Here is a 15,075-nt window from a genome sequence, read left to right on the forward strand (position 1 = left end):
TAGCGTTGCACTACTAGTAACTTGAACGCTTCATTATGTTTCGTCATGAAAAACACCCCAATCGTTGGATGAGCGTCCAACTTTTGGGGTGCAGTTCAGTCTAGGTGCCGTTTTTGTATTCGCGTAGGAGAACTAGCGCTGATCGGCAAGATCTTCAATCAGCGCCCGCAGCATTGACCAAAACTCCTCCACAGAGGCGATCTCTACCCGCTCATCCGGCGAATGGGCGCCGCGAATCAGCGGGCCAAAAGAGATCATCTCCAAATGCGGGTATTTGCCGCCAAGAATGCCGCACTCGAGCCCGGCATGAATCACCTTCACCTCCGGCTCACGGCCCAGCAGCGCCGCATGGCGGGCTTTAAAGGTCGCTAGAAGCTCGCCATTCGGATTCGGCGCCCAACCTGGGTAGCTGTTCTCAACTTTTACCCGTGCGCCGATCAATCCAAACAGCGCTTGAAAGCGATCCCCCATGGCCACCACCGCACTGTCGTGGAGTGAGCGTACCAGTGCGCAGAGATGTAACCGGCCATTTTCCAGGCTTAGCACGCCCAGGTTATTGGAGGTTTCCACTACGCCTGGCACATCCGCGCTCATCCGCTCGACGCCACAGGGGGCAGCGTGAAGCGCGGCCAGCAGCATAACGCTGGCGTCCAAGGTTAGCGGCTCCGCGTCGGGTATCTCAGTCAGACGTTGGGCGCTAATTTTAAGGCCGCTGTCGCCACTGCCTAACTCTCTTAACAGAATCGTTTCCAGCCCGGCGATAGACACCATGGCTGCATCCACTTCATCGGCGGGCAGTGCCACCTGGGCAAAGGCTTCCCGGGGAATCGCATTGCGCAAGGTGCCGCCTTGGTAGCTAATCAAGCGCGCATCAAACGCCTCAAGGGAGCGCAGCACTCTAACCAACAACCGGTTGGCGTTACCCAGCGGCTTATGGATATCCGCGCCGGAGTGGCCACCCTTCAGGCCGGTCAAGACGATTTCGATCACCCGTTCGTGGTCGCCAGCGGCGGCACTGGGCAGTTGGGCATCGACTTCAACGTCGGCCCCGCCCGCACAGCCAATATAGACCTGCCCCCGATCTTCGCTATCCAGGTTGAGTAGCAGCGAACCTTCGAGCCAATTTTCAGCCAGGTTCAGAGCGCCGCCCATGGAGGTCTCTTCTTCCAAGGTGAATAGCGCTTCCAACGGCCCGTGGCGTAAATCAGGGTCTTCCAGCACGGCGAGAATCGCCGCCACGCCCAATCCGTTGTCTGCGCCCAAAGTGGTGCCATCGGCGTGCAGCCAGCCGTCGGCCACATAGGTACTGATCGGGTCGCGGGTAAAGTCGTGAGCATGATCGCTGTTGGCCTGGGCCACCATGTCCAGGTGGCCCTGGAGTACCACGCCGGGCGCCTGTTCGCAGCCGGGAGAGGCTGGCTTAAGCAGGCGTAAATTACCGAAGGTATCCCGGTCGTGGGCGAGGCCTTGGGCATCGGCCCAGCTTTCGAGGGTAGCGACGAGTGCCGCCTCATGCCCAGAGGGGCGCGGCGTATTACAAAGCGTTCGAAAGTGGCGCCAAACCAAGGAGGGCTCAAGCGCGTCAAGATGTGCGTTCATAAAGACTCTTCGTTATCGGTAACCGATCTACTTTACCTCAATGAGGCTGTTGACAGCGAGGCGCAGGGATTTCACTGCGTCGTTATGAGCATCCGCCAGAGCGATATTTTGGAACGCCCAGGCAGATAATTGTTGATGTGCCTGCTGTTGTGTCTCAGTTAAAGCGCGGTGGCTGGCTACGCGGGCCAAGGCTTGCAGAGCCGAGCGGGCAAGAGCGGGGTCGCGATGGGCGGTCGCTACGTCCTCGATATCCTGCCACTCGCGGTCACTCAGTGGCATGCTTGGCATTTGAGCGAGCAGCACTACGAGCACTGCTGCGGGTAGCGCCTTGAGTTCAAAAGCCAGCAGAGCTGGGAGCGCCGTCTGGAAGCGCTCACTAAGATCAGCAAGCACCGCCTCGCCCTCTGAATTCAACGCTTTGGCCACCATAACAGCGAACTCCCCGGTGGATGTCTCCCGAGTAATCCCTAAGCGTACCGGCGTAAAACCCAGCGCCAGCCAAAAGCGCAGCAGTGACGCTTCAGCGCCGAAGGTCGCGCCATAAAGTGCAGCACCTTGCTGCTTGGCAGCGTCCATATCCTCGCCTAGTAACGCTTGCCCCAAGCCTTGGCGTCGCCGCTCGGGGTGGGTAGCGATACGTACCACTCGACGCCAGCGGGCAGTCAATGCCTCACGGCTACCGGCATGGGTTGCCAACGATTGCGCCAACAAATGCCCCTGGGGACGTCGTTCACCGCGGGCGACCCGGTCGGCAAGAGTGGCCTCAAAGCCGCCCTCTTCACGGGTGACCAACACCGCTTGAGGTTCACCTGCCTGCTCAATCATGCGTAGCTGAGCACCCGGGCTGTCAAGCAGTTGGCGCAGGTCATTGGGAGAGGTGCGGTAGTGCGACTGTACCAGCAGCCCAAACAGCTTCTCCAACATAGCGTCTTGATGGGCGAGGCGAGCTCGATCAATCACCTTGGTTGCCACTGCGCTGCCATCCGTCTGAGCGCTGGGCAGCGGTGCTTTTAACAACAGCAGTTGATTGACCAGAGCTTCCAACGGGTCGCCGCTGCGCCAGCGGATCGGTGCGTTAAGCGTTAGCGCTTTCCACTGGGGCGTCAGGCGATCAAGGGTCGCGCGAAAGCGCAAGGCGAAGCCTCTTCCCGACCCCTCATAGCCGTGCACCGTGGTGGCAAAAGCAATACGCGGAAAGACCGCGAGCCACTGGCCCAACAGTGCAGCGGGAATCGCCGCCGCCTCATCGACCATTAGATAACTGCCATCACCGCCCTGCTGCTGAGCTTTAACCTGCTCGGTGAGCACATCCGGGGGTAAAAACATCAGCTCGCTGCCCTCGGCCAATACAAAGTGGCCGGTAGCGACACGACGGCCATCCGGGCAGAGTTCCGCTACCCGCTCGAACACGCTCTCCACCGCACTCAGCCGCGGCGCGGTGAGCACTACTCGTTGGGCTTTGTGGGTCAGCAGCCGAGCACAGGCAATGCCCAGCGCGGCGCTTTTGCCGCGCCCACGATCAGCGGTTATTACCAACGGGCGGCGGCGCTTTAAGCCAACCAGCTGTGTCACTGCGTAGGCTTGGTCTGAAGTCAGGCAGTCGCTATCGCCACTTGCGGCTTCATCTGCTTTGCGCACAGGCAGTCGAGGTAGATACAGCGTCTGGTCAGCGCGCCAGCGCACTACCTGAGACGAGGCCTGCAACTGGCGCGCTAAGCGCGCCAGGTAGTGGCAGCTCAGCTCTGACCAGCGCCAGGGATGATCAGCAAAACGTGCGTAATCTGGATCCGGTGACTCTCCCCACGGCTGCGGGGTGAGCAATACCAGCAAACCACCGGCGGTGAGCGTTCCCGCCAGCGCCCCCAAGGCTTCGGGATCAAACCCGGTGCGGTGGGTGTCGAGCACTACCAACTGGTGTTCTGCGCCCAGGCGCGTGCGCGCCTTGCGTGGCGACAGGTGTTCGCCCCCCACCCATAACGGCGCACTCCAGGGGAGGGCTTGCCATAAAGCCTGCGCAAGGGATTGGCACTGCTCGGCATCGCCGCTTAGCCACACAAGCTGGCGCCAGCGGCGGCGGGCCAAACGCTGCGCATGATGAACCAACGCCGCCACCATCCGCGCTTGCGGTTTATTCTCTAGCACATGGATATTTAACAAATGATTTCCTGCTCCAGCGCGACTGCTTCCCATCACGTTACCCTATTAAGTGTGTAAGTGTGCCGCTGAGCCTCTTATGGAGCGCTTATGCTACAACTTTGGTTGAACAATTTAACTCCTTTCAACGTTCTTGAGAGACGCAACTACTCATCTCGACGCTTAAAAAACAACATAACTATTTGTTTTAATTAAACCAATAGGGTTTTCCCATAAAAACCAACGGCTGAAATCTCTTACATTACTGATATTGCACTGCAGCGGGGTTGTTGTGCTAATTTAGCTCTGCAGCGCTAAAACCCATGTTTACGTAAACGTAACCCAGCAGCGCTGCACTTTCCTGCATCCAGGTACCCAACACTAATAACGCCACGCGCCAAACCAGGAAATACATCATGAAAACAATGAACAAATTTGCCCTCACCGGCCTTGCCGCTGGTATTGCCTTCGCTGCCTTAACGACCACCGCCCAAGCACAAGAAGAGTGGACAATGACCAGCACCTGGCCGGAAAACCTTGACCTGATCAAGATTGACCAGCACTGGGTGGAACTGGTCAATCAATTGGCGGGAGAAGAGCTACAGATCAATTTCCGTGCCGGCGGTACGCTGATGCCCGGCACAGAAGTATTTGACGCCACCGAAACGGGCAGCATTGAAGCCGCAGGCGACTGGCCGGGCTATTGGGCCGGCTTGAACCCCGCTTTTTCACCACTGGCCACGACCACCAGCCTGTTTAATGGCGTTGATTACCTTAACTGGATTCAGCAGTGGGGCGGCCGCGAGCTGTACGAAGAGATCTACGGCCAGTTCAACATGGTTTATCTGCCTTACGGCATTACCAACAATGAGTCGGGCTTTATGGGCCGCACCCCGATTGAAAGCATTGCCGACCTGGAAGGCAAGCGTCTGCGCCTTTCGGGCCGCGACCAGGGCCGCGTACTCGAAGAGCTGGGCGGCTCGCAAGTCACTCTGGCGGGTGGTGAAGTCTACCAAGCCATTGAACGCGGCGTTATCGATGCGGGTGAATTCTCCACCCCTGGCGTTGATTTCAATGCCGGTTTTGCCGAAGTGGCGGACTACTGGGCAACCCCCGGTTGGCACCAGTCTGCCAGCGTATTTGGCGTAATGATCAATAAAGACGCCTGGGACGCCCTCTCAGAAGAGACCCAAGAGACTCTGCGTATTGCGGCGGATGCCACCATGGCATGGTCACTGGCCTGGTCTGAGCGCCAGTCGACCGAAGCCACACAGAAGTTCATCGACGCAGGCGTCACGATCAATCAGTTCTCTGAAGAAGATTTGGCGCGCATTCAGGAAGTCACCAACGAAGTGATTCTGCGCGGTGCTTGCGAATCTGCTGACCACGCCAAGGTCTACCAGTCGATGATTGCCTACCTTGAGCACTACGCAACCTGGCGCGATGTTTCCGCTCCTTTCAACATGAGTCGCGTGATGGATAACCTGCCCTCACTGGAAGAGATCGAAGCCTGCCTGTAAGGCGCTTCTGTGCCGCCTTGGTGTTTGCCAGGGCGGTTTTTTTGTGCTGACCGCGGAGATCTTCCATGAATGCGATTGCCAAGGCGATCGATGCCATCAATGAAGCTTTTGGGCGTGTCATCGCTCCATTGATTGCCATCATTACCCTGATTGTTCTTTACGATATTGCGTCACGCTTTCTGTTTGGGCGCCCTAGCGACTGGGCATTTGACGTGACCAAAATGCTGTTTGGCGCCCACTTTATGCTAATGGCGGCCTATGGGCTCAAACATCATGCCCACGTGGAAGTCGATATATTAAAACGTCTGCTGCCGCGCAAAAAGCAAGCGGTGCTGGAATTGCTTGGTTACCTGATTTTCTTTGTCCCCTTTATCTGGATGCTGATCACCCTGGGCTGGAGCTTCTTTGAACGCGCTTGGAGCCGCGGTGAAACCACCTATGGCATGGTCTCAATCCCGGTCTACCCGATCAAAGGGGTGATTGTGGTCGCCGCTATCCTGATTCTGCTGCAGGCAATTGCCATTGTGCTGCGTGCCATCATGCAGCTTCGTGAGGAGGCATCAGCATGAACCTAAGTCCTGAAGTACTCACGCTGGTGATGTTTGGCGGCCTGATGGTGGGGCTGTTTATGGGCCACCCGTTGGCGTTTGTGCTAGGCGGTGTAGCCGTTATCGGTGCCTTTCTTGGCCCCGGCGAGCGCATTCTCGGCACCCTGATCAACAATATTTTCGGTAACGCCATGGATAACTATGTCCTGGTCGCGATACCGCTATTCATATTGATGGCGAGGTTCTTAAACGACTCTGGTGTTACTGAGAAGATGTTTGACGCCATGCGCCTATTGCTGGCGAACCTGCGCGGTGGCTTGGCGCTTACCGTGGTCATTGTATCGGTGCTGCTAGCGGCTACCACCGGTATTGTTGGCGCTTCAATTGCAGTAATGGGCATGATTGCCCTGGTGCCGATGCTCAAGTATGGCTACAACAAAGAGCTGAGCGCAGGCGTTATTATGGCCAGCGGCTGTTTAGGCATCTTGATTCCGCCCAGCATCATGCTCATTCTGATGGCCAGCTACTCACCGGTTTCCGTGGGCGCACTGTTTGCTGGCGCGCTGATTCCCGGCCTGCTACTTGGGGTCATGTATGCACTCTACGTACTGATCATCTGCTACATCAAACCGCACTATGGCCCTAAGGTACCAGCCGAAGAACGCGCCGAAGTCAGCACTAAACAACTGCTGATCATGTTGGCGAAGTATGTGCTTCCCCCCATGTCGTTGATCCTGGGCGTGCTGGGCGCGTTATTTACCGGCGTCGCCACCGCCACTGAAGCATCCGCTATCGGCGTCTTTATCGCCTTTATCCTGTTTATGATCTTCGGCGACCGCAAAATCAGCACCTGCTTCTGGACGATGATAGAGGCGGGCAAGACCACCACCATGGTCATGCTGGTACTCGTCGGTGCTACTGCCTTTACCGGTGTGTTCTCGCGCGGTGGCGGCATGACCGTGATTAGCGACCTTGTGCTGGCAATGCCTGGCGGCACCATTGGGGCACTGATTCTGATGCTGTTCCTGGTATTTATCCTGGGCATGTTCCTGGATTGGACCGGCATCGTACTGCTGAGCTTCCCGATCATGCTGCCCATCGTCGAAACCATGGGTGTGGATATGCTCTGGTTCGTGGTGATGGTGGCGGTAGTGCTGCAGACATCGTTCCTGACCCCACCCTTTGGCTATGCGCTGTTCTACTTAAAAGGCGTGGCACCACCCGGGGTCGAAATCGTCGATCTGTACAAAGCGGTCGTGCCCTTCGTCGCCTTGATTCTGCTGGCCTGTACGCTAATGGCGTTCTTCCCGTGGTTGATTACCGGCCTGCCTAGAATGCTGTTGGGCGGTTACTAGGTCCTTTGAACTTAAGCTTAACGTCCAACCATTATGGCCCGCTTCGGCGGGCTTTTTTGCACCACCTACCCGCCTGCAAAGCTGCAGCAGCGCAGCGCCAGTGCTACTATTCACGCCCGTCACTATTTCGCATCAAGTGCGCTGCACCACTTTACGCTGCTGCAAGGAGTGTTCGTTTGTTCAGATCCGGCTATCGCGGGCTATTCGCCTTCTCCTCTTCACTTAGCCATCGCGCTAGCCCCTGGTCGATTGCCCTGATAGCAGTAGCGTTCGTCGTGGCGCTGCCTGTGCTGGTAGTGTTTGCCCATATTGCGATGCCCACCGATGGCGTTTGGCAACACTTGGCCAGCACCGTACTTGGCCGCTATTTGAACAACACCTTCTGGCTCGTTACGACCGTAGGACTCGGCACGCTTATCATTGGTACCGGGACGGCCTGGCTGGTGGTCATGTGCCGCTTTCCAGGCAAGCGGCTATTCGAGTGGGCGCTACTACTGCCGTTAGCAGTACCCACCTACGTTATCGCCTACGCTTACACCGACTTTCTCCAATTTGCCGGGCCGTTACAAAGCCTACTACGCGAGACATTTGGCTGGGAGTATGGCGACTACTACTTTCCCAATATTCGCTCCCTTGGTGGCGCCGCGACGGTGATTACCCTGGTGCTTTACCCCTATGTCTACCTGCTGGCCCGCGCCTCGTTTTTAGAGCAGTCGGTCTGCGTACTGGATGTGGGCCGCACTCTTGGCCGCGGCCCCTGGAAACTGTTTGCCAGTATCGCCGTACCGTTGGCACGCCCGGCGCTGGTGGGTGGGGTATCGCTGGTTCTGATGGAAACACTTAACGAGTTTGGGGCGGTTCAGTTCTTCGGCGTGGATACCTTTACCACCGGCATCTACCGCACCTGGTTTGGCATGGGTGAACAGGTAGCGGCGGCACAGCTGGCGGCATGCCTGCTCACCTTCGTGATTGTGCTAGTGCTGCTGGAGCGCTGGTCACGGGGTAAACGCCGCTACTTCCACACCACCAATCGCTATCAGCAGTTGCCCGAGTACGCGCTGCACGGCTGGCGCGCTGCTGCGGCGACACTAGCCTGCCTGGTGCCGGTGCTGGTGGGCTTTTTACTGCCCAGTGGCATTCTGCTCAATCTAGCCCTGCAAGGGGGTGATTCACTGTGGGGCTCGCGATTTATTGGCTACGCCTGGAACAGTCTGGGGTTGGCAACAGTGGCTGCGCTAATCGCCGTGGGCTTGGCCGTTGTGCTGAGCTACGGCGTACGCATGCACGATACGACGTTTGCGCGGGTGGCTTCTCGCGTAGCCTCTATGGGCTACGCGATTCCCGGTTCGGTAGTCGCGGTGGGTATTCTGATTCCGTTTGCCTGGTTGGATAACGCCCTCAACACCTGGCTGAATAATCACTATGGCTACATCGTTGGCCTGGTCTTCAGTGGGTCGGCGTTTATTTTGTTATACGCCTATGTCGTGCGTTTTCTAGCTGTCTCGTTCAACGCTGTTGAGGCGAGCTTAGGCAAAGTAACCCCCAGCATGGACGCCGCCTCGCGCACCCTGGGTCAAACGGCAGGGGGCACGCTGCGCCACATTCATACACCAATGATGCGCAGCAGCCTGTTGGCGGCGGGAATTTTAGTCTTCGTTGACGTCATGAAGGAACTGCCCGCGACGATTATTCTGCGCCCCTTCAACTTCGACACCCTGGCCGTGCGGGCGCATAATCTCGCCTCTGACGAGCGATTGGCCGAAGCATCGACCTCATCATTGGCAATTGTGGTAGTGGGCATCCTGCCGGTCATTCTGCTTAGCATGGCCATGCGTCGCTCACGTCCCGGCGCTCAGTCGTAAAAGCTAAATGCCAAGCACTAATTGCTAGACCACAAGGGGAAAAACAAATACCTGTGAAAGGTCGAGATGAATATCCACCGGCTGCCCCTCCGCGGGTAAAAACACCCCAGGTACGCGGGCGTGCAGGTGGGCCTCAAGGCCGTTTCCACCATGGGCACACAGGTGTAGAAGGCTGGTCCGCCCCAGCAGCTTCGCCATTACCACATGGCTATGGCGGTGCTCATCCGCAGGCAGTTCACGCTCAACAATACGCAGCGCCTCAGGGCGAATCATGACCTGGGCGTCACTGCCTTCCGCTAGCCCACCGGCCGGCACCCGCCCCACGGGCGTGTTAACCGCGCCATTATGCACCTTGCCCTGTAGCTCATTGACGTCGCCAAAAAAGGTCACGACAAAAGGGTCTTGAGGTGAGCAGTAAAGCTCTCGCGGCGTTCCCGTTTGCACGATCCGGCCATCCCGCATTAGCGCGATGCGATCGGCCATAAACATGGCCTCTTCGGGGTCATGGGTCACCAGCAACGTCGCCGCGCCGACTTTTTTAAGCACGTGCAGCGTATCGTCGCGGATTCGGTCTCGCAGCCGCGCATCAAGGCTTGAAAACGGTTCATCCAACAGCATTAAGCGCGGAGATGGCGCCAGCGCCCGTGCCAAAGCCACCCGCTGCTGTTGCCCGCCGGATAGCATGTGTGGGTACACATCGATATACGCGGCCATCCCCAACTGCTCAAGCAGTTTGGCCGCCTGCTCCCGACGCTCGCGAGAAGCTAAATGTTTAAGCCCAAAGGTGACATTCTCCAAAACGGTTAAGTGGGGGAAAAGTGCCGAGTCTTGAAACGCCAGCCCGACATTGCGTTTCTCCGGCGGCACGTGACGCTGGCCCGGGCCTGCAATATAAATATCCTCCAAGGAAACGCTGCCCTCTTGCAGCACTTCAAGGCCCGCAGCGATACGCAGCAGCGTTGTTTTGCCACAACCAGAGGGGCCTAATAGGCAGACCACCTCTCCTGGAGCAACGCTTAAATCCACCCCTTTTACAACCGTATGGCCATCATAAGCGTGGCGTACATTACGCAGGGTTAACGCCGAAGAGCCAGGCGCTTCCTCAGCAGCCCTTCTTTCAGTTACCTTTAGAGTTGCCGTCATAAATCACCGCTATTAATTAGCACTGTCTGAATAGCACTTTCCAGGTGAGCAAACCGCACCTCTAAAAGACTAAACGCGGATTCAGTACATTTGAAAGTTGTTTGCATTCTATTTTTAATTGCCCCGATATGCACGTACCACCTTTTGGGTAGGCATTTACTCTTGACTGAAGGCATACGAAACGCTTCAATAACAATGTTAATAATGTAACTTATTATCATTCAATAAATAAGGATGTGCTTGATGAAAACCGTACGCTTTGTTGCTCCGATGGCAGCGATGATGGTGGGCGCTACGTTTGCCGGTCAGGTCGCGGCAGACGAGCTCAACCTTTACTCCGCACGCCACTACGACTCTGACGAGCGCCTCTACGATGCGTTCACCGAAGAGACAGGCATCGAAGTCAACATCCTTGAAGGCGATTCCGACCAGTTGATCGAGCGCATTCAGCGCGAAGGCGTGGCCAGCCCTGCAGATATCATGCTCACTGTCGATGCTGGCCGCCTCTGGCGCGCTGAAGATGAAGGCATCTTCCAAAGCGTCGAGTCGGACGTTCTCAACGAGCGCCTGCCCGAAGCCATGCGCCACCCTGACGGCCTGTGGTTCGGCTTTAGTCAGCGCGCACGGGCTATTTTCTATAACCGTGAAAACTTCGATCCGAGCCAGATCACTAGCTACGAAGACCTTGCCGACCCGCAGTTTGAAGGCAAGGTGTGCATTCGCTCTTCCAACAACATTTACAACCAGTCGCTGCTGGCCGCAATGATCGAGCACCACGGTGAAGAGGGTGCTGAAGAGTGGGCCCAGGGCGTGGTCAATAACATGGCGCGGGATCCGGAAGGTGGCGATACCGACCAGATTCTGGGCGTGGCCAGCGGCGAGTGTGACATCGCCGTGGCTAACCACTACTACTATGTTCGCCTGCTAAAATCCGACGACGACGCCGAGCGTGAAGCGGCTCGTAAAGTGGGGATTATTTTCCCCAACCAGGATGACCGCGGCACTCACGTGAACGTTGGCGGAGCCGGTGTGGTGGAAGGTGCGCCTAACCGCGAAAACGCCATTCGCTTCCTCGAATACCTGTCTTCCGACACTGCTCAGGAAATTTTCGCCTCCGGCAACAATGAGTTCCCGGTAGTTGACGGCATCAAGAAAGACCCGGTGCTGGAATCCTGGGGCAACTTCAAAACGGATGACGTGAACATCAGCGTGCTGGGTGAGAACAACCCTGAAGCGATCCGCATTTTTGATCGCGTCGGCTGGCGTTAAGCCCCCCTCTGCCCGCATTGAAGGAAGAACCTCGCTAGGCAAAAAGCACCTAAGTAGAGGCTAGAAACACCCGCAACTGCGGGTGTTTTGCGTTATAGCGCTTCTAAACATGCTGGCACTGGCGGAAAGCGCCGGGGACGACCATCTTCCTGCATATAGAGGGTACGCACCTGACTTTCAGGCAGCTCTAATGGCACGTGGCTAGAAATAACCAGAATCCCATGCTGTGCGCGGCGCACAAGGCTGGTGACGACATGACGCCGAGTTACCGCGTCAAGCCCGGCTAACGGCTCGTCGAGCAGCAGAATGGGCCGTCGCGCCAGCAGCACCCGCCCCAGGGCGATACGTCTCGCCTGACCTCCAGAGACAGCTGCTCCATACTCGCCCAAAGGTGTCTCAAGCCCCAGGGGCAACCCTCGCGCCCAGGTGCCTAGCGCCAAATCATCAAGAACGCTCCACAGCTCACTATCACCGGCATGACGGGCACCAAGGCGTAGATTTTCCGCCAGACTCATGTCAAACAAATCCCACTGTTGGGGCAGATAGCCGACGGCGTTGTGCATTGACCACTGCTCAATGGGATAACCATTAAGACAACACTCCCCGGACAGCGGCAGCAACTCGCCGGCAAATACCTGCAACAAGGTCGATTTGCCACACCCCGAGGGGCCATGTAAACAGAGTATTTCACCGCTCTTCAACGCCAGGCTGATACGTTGCGGCCCCACCAGTGCGCCAGGCAGGCGTGCTGTTAATTGGCTGACATTTAGCTGCCAGCTGAGCGGTGCGGTTTCAGCCTCCTCAATAGCGATTTGCGCCCTCGGCGCCCCTTCCGCCAGGGTATTGAGACGATTCCGTGCGGCAAAGCTCGCGCCCAAGGCAAGAAAACTATGGGTCAGTGGTGCCAATATTTCCCCTAATGCCAGGATCGCCAAGACGGCAGCTAACAGCATTGGCACCGTCAAATGGCTGGCCGCTAACAGCGCTTCTGCCTGCCATAGCACACTAACGATGGCAGCTCCCAGCGCCACCTGCTGCAACGCGGTGGTCAGGCTAGCAAGCAGTTGCTGGCGCTCCTGATGCGCCAAGTAGTCGGCGTCCCATTTTTTCACTCGTTGGGCCATCTCTGGCCATCGCCCCCACAACACTAATGAGGTAATGGCTGCCAAGGGTTCAATCAGTGCCACCCGACGACGCTCAGCAAGTTCGGCACTCTGGCGTGCCTGATCAATACCGCGCCATAACGCCAGTAACGGCAACCCCAGCCAGGCTAACAGCACTCCTGGCAAAGCAGCCCACATCAGGGTGCCACTCAGCCAGTAAAGCCCTGCCATGACAACCACCACCATTAACCCGGCCCAGCCCCAGGGCAGGAGCGCCCGCAATACCACCTGATCAAGCTGGTCTATATCGGTCACAAGGCGATGCATAGCGTTAGCCGTGCCGTGGTGAGAAGGACTGGAAGCCGCCTGCAATAATGGCTTTTTCCCCAATGCCATGAACAACCGACAACGCAGATCCTTCAGCAACCCTAGCGCGGCATCATGGGACGCTAGGCGTTCACCGTAGCGCCCGGCCGTGCGTACAATGGCACACAGACGAATCAGCGCTGCGGGGCGAAAATAGTCGAAACCGAAGGCGGTCGCCGTCATCGTACCGGCAACCGCCGCCGCGGTAATAAACCAACCCGAGATAGCCAGCAAGCCAATCACAGCCAGCAGCGTGGCGGCGCCTAGCAAGAACGCCAGCGACCAGCCGCCACGCCGAAGCAACAGCAAATCACGCAGCCGGATAGTGGGAGGTTGTTCTACAGAGGGGGTCTTGTTTAGCCGCAGCATGCGATGGCCTCTTTCGATGACAGCTCAATTTGCCGATCGACCCACTCCAGGCCCGCCGACTCGTGACTGACGATAAGCACGCTACGCCCGCGGCTAAGCTTTCCGATCAATGCATTGAGTTGCCAGGCAGCATCCGGATCAAGGTGGGCCGTGGGCTCATCGAATAGCCATAGCACTGCATCACGAAGCAGCAACTGCGCCAATCCCAAACGTTGCAGCTGGCCACCGGAGAGTCCCTGTCCGCGCTCGCCCAGCTGCGTGGCAAGCCCATTACCGCGAAGCAGAATCGGCCACAGGCCAACCAGGGTCAGAACCTCAATAAGCTCTTCATCTGTTTTATCCAGGGCCGCCAAGCGCAGGTTATCTGCAATGCTGCCGGACTGGATCGGCGGCTGCTGACTGAGGTAGCCAAGCTGGCGTTGCCAAGTGGCGCGGGGCCACTGGGCAAGTTCGCAACCCTTCGCCTTCAGGCTGCCCTGGTAAGCGCTAAATCCCAACAACGCATGCAAAAGGCTCGACTTGCCCACTCCGCTTTCGCCCTGCACCAATACCCTTTCGCCCGCAGCCAGCGTGAGGTTAAGCGGCGCCAGACGAAGCCGACCGCCTTCACCCCGAACACTCAGCTCGTTACACTCCACGGTGAAAGACTCGACGTTTCTCGCTACCGGGGGTAGCGGTGCCTCACGAGGCTGCCAAGTGTCAGCTTCCAGCAGAGGCATCAGCGCCTGCATGGCACCGATTGCTTCCGCCCGGGCATGATAGTCAGTGCCCAATTGGCGAAGCGGCGCATAGAACTCGGGCGCCAGCAGTAAAATAAACAGCGCCCCCTGATAGGGTACCGGCACCTCCGCTTTCGCCCAGGGCAAAAGGCCAAGCAGCCCTAAGCCGAGATAAAGCGCCACCAAGGCAATCGCCAGCGCGGCAAAAAACTCCAGCACCGCGCTGGATAGAAAGGCAAGTCTAAGCACCCGCATAGTACGCCCACGGTAGGCGTCACTCGCCCGGGCGACCTTGGTCTCTGCTTGGTCAGTTGCCCCCATGCGCTGTAGCGTCGCCATCCCACGAACCAGGTCGAGGAAGCGGCCCCCCATACGCGCCAAGGCGACGAACTGCTGCTGACTGGCACCCGCAGCAGCACGTCCCACCAGGATCATAAACAGTGGCACCAACGGCGCGGTCATTAGCATCAATCCCGCGGCCAAGGGGCTGTACAGCGCTACCACCGCCGCTATCAGGCAGGGCACTAGCACCGCCAGCAAGCTCTGTACCCGATAGCGGCTAACGTAGCCGTCCAAGGCGTCCACCTGCTCCAGCACCTGAGTGGCCAAGGCGCCATCACTGCCAAATTGGCGCCTAACCGGCCCAAGGTGGCCAAGCTGCGTTAATAACTGGCTGCGTAAGGCGTCACGAGCACGCAGGCTGGCCTGACGAGACAGCCACTCCCGGCCAGCGTGGAGAAAAGGGCGTAGCACCATGCAAATGGCCAGCCCTGCTAGCCACACCATCGGATGGCCCGGCGACTCCCTACCCTGCCAAAGCAGTAACCAATGGTGAAAAATAGTGGCCAACAGCCAACTCTGGGCAATCAGCAATACCACGCCGATCATCGCTAGCAGCGTGGCGCCCCGCAACCACCAGCGTTGTGGGGCGAGGCAGCGGTTCAGCCGCTGCCGCGGGTCATGGGCTTCAGTCGCTCCGCTCATGCTCGGATTCGCCTTCATAGCCATTCACTTCAAGCCACATGGCGTTAAGAATGCTGACGGTGGCCGCCAGCGTGACACCCAAAATCCAGGCGAAATACCACATAC

11 protein-coding genes are annotated in these 15,075 nt (G+C 57.8%); 5 read left to right on the forward strand and 6 right to left on the reverse strand.

What is annotated here, in order from left to right:
- Positions 1-132: 132 nt before the first annotated feature.
- Positions 133-1,599: an aminoacyl-histidine dipeptidase gene (locus tag RO22_RS23240; protein ID WP_041159511.1), complete on the reverse strand. Its 1,467-nt coding sequence runs from the start codon at positions 1,597-1,599 to the stop codon at positions 133-135.
- A 27-nt stretch (positions 1,600-1,626) separates the two neighbouring features.
- Positions 1,627-3,714: a tRNA(Met) cytidine acetyltransferase TmcA gene (locus RO22_RS23245; RefSeq protein WP_041159536.1), complete on the reverse strand. Its 2,088-nt coding sequence runs from the start codon at positions 3,712-3,714 to the stop codon at positions 1,627-1,629.
- A gap of 434 nt (positions 3,715-4,148) precedes the next feature.
- On the opposite strand from RO22_RS23245, the gene dctP reads away from it, so the two are divergent.
- The 4 genes from dctP (at position 4,149) to RO22_RS23265 (ending at position 9,017) form a co-directional block, all read left to right on the forward strand.
- Positions 4,149-5,252, forward strand: a complete 1,104-nt coding sequence (dctP, locus tag RO22_RS23250) for a TRAP transporter substrate-binding protein DctP (RefSeq protein WP_009288576.1) — start codon at positions 4,149-4,151, stop codon at positions 5,250-5,252.
- A gap of 65 nt (positions 5,253-5,317) precedes the next feature.
- Positions 5,318-5,821: a TRAP transporter small permease subunit gene (locus RO22_RS23255; RefSeq protein WP_041159512.1), complete on the forward strand. Its 504-nt coding sequence runs from the start codon at positions 5,318-5,320 to the stop codon at positions 5,819-5,821.
- Positions 5,818-7,155, forward strand: coding sequence for a TRAP transporter large permease subunit (locus tag RO22_RS23260; RefSeq protein ID WP_009288578.1), 1,338 nt, complete (start codon positions 5,818-5,820; stop codon positions 7,153-7,155). The genes RO22_RS23255 and RO22_RS23260 overlap by 4 nt, the downstream gene beginning before the upstream one ends.
- Before the next feature lie 176 nt (positions 7,156-7,331).
- Positions 7,332-9,017 (forward strand): ABC transporter permease, encoded by a 1,686-nt coding sequence (locus tag RO22_RS23265; RefSeq protein ID WP_041159513.1) that lies wholly within the window; start codon positions 7,332-7,334, stop codon positions 9,015-9,017.
- A gap of 24 nt (positions 9,018-9,041) precedes the next feature.
- On the opposite strand, the gene RO22_RS23270 is transcribed toward RO22_RS23265, so the two are convergent.
- Positions 9,042-10,160, reverse strand: a complete 1,119-nt coding sequence (locus RO22_RS23270) for an ABC transporter ATP-binding protein (RefSeq protein WP_041159514.1) — start codon at positions 10,158-10,160, stop codon at positions 9,042-9,044.
- Positions 10,161-10,403: 243 nt separating this feature from the next.
- On the opposite strand from RO22_RS23270, the gene RO22_RS23275 reads away from it, so the two are divergent.
- The gene (locus RO22_RS23275) at positions 10,404-11,429 is read left to right on the forward strand and encodes a Fe(3+) ABC transporter substrate-binding protein (protein WP_041159515.1); all 1,026 of its coding nucleotides are present in this window, start codon (positions 10,404-10,406) and stop codon (positions 11,427-11,429) included.
- A 92-nt stretch (positions 11,430-11,521) separates the two neighbouring features.
- Here the strand turns inward: RO22_RS23275 and cydC are convergent, their stop codons facing one another.
- Genes cydC through cydX form a run of 3 tightly spaced genes read right to left on the reverse strand, consistent with a single transcriptional unit; the run spans position 11,522 to position 15,073 of the window.
- On the reverse strand, positions 11,522-13,267 hold the full coding sequence (gene cydC, locus RO22_RS23280) for a thiol reductant ABC exporter subunit CydC (RefSeq protein ID WP_041159516.1): 1,746 nt from the start codon (positions 13,265-13,267) through the stop codon (positions 11,522-11,524).
- A complete protein-coding gene (cydD, locus tag RO22_RS23285) occupies positions 13,255-14,970 on the reverse strand; it encodes a thiol reductant ABC exporter subunit CydD (RefSeq protein WP_230804814.1) in 1,716 nt (571 codons plus the stop codon). Before cydD ends, cydC begins: the two co-directional genes overlap by 13 nt.
- Positions 14,954-15,073, reverse strand: a complete 120-nt coding sequence (gene cydX / locus RO22_RS23960) for a cytochrome bd-I oxidase subunit CydX (protein ID WP_051052215.1) — start codon at positions 15,071-15,073, stop codon at positions 14,954-14,956. The genes cydD and cydX overlap by 17 nt, the downstream gene beginning before the upstream one ends.
- Positions 15,074-15,075 lie beyond the last annotated feature (2 nt).

It is taken from the genome of Halomonas sp. KHS3, assembly GCF_000830495.1.
Classification (GTDB): Bacteria; Pseudomonadota; Gammaproteobacteria; order Pseudomonadales; family Halomonadaceae; genus Vreelandella; species Vreelandella titanicae.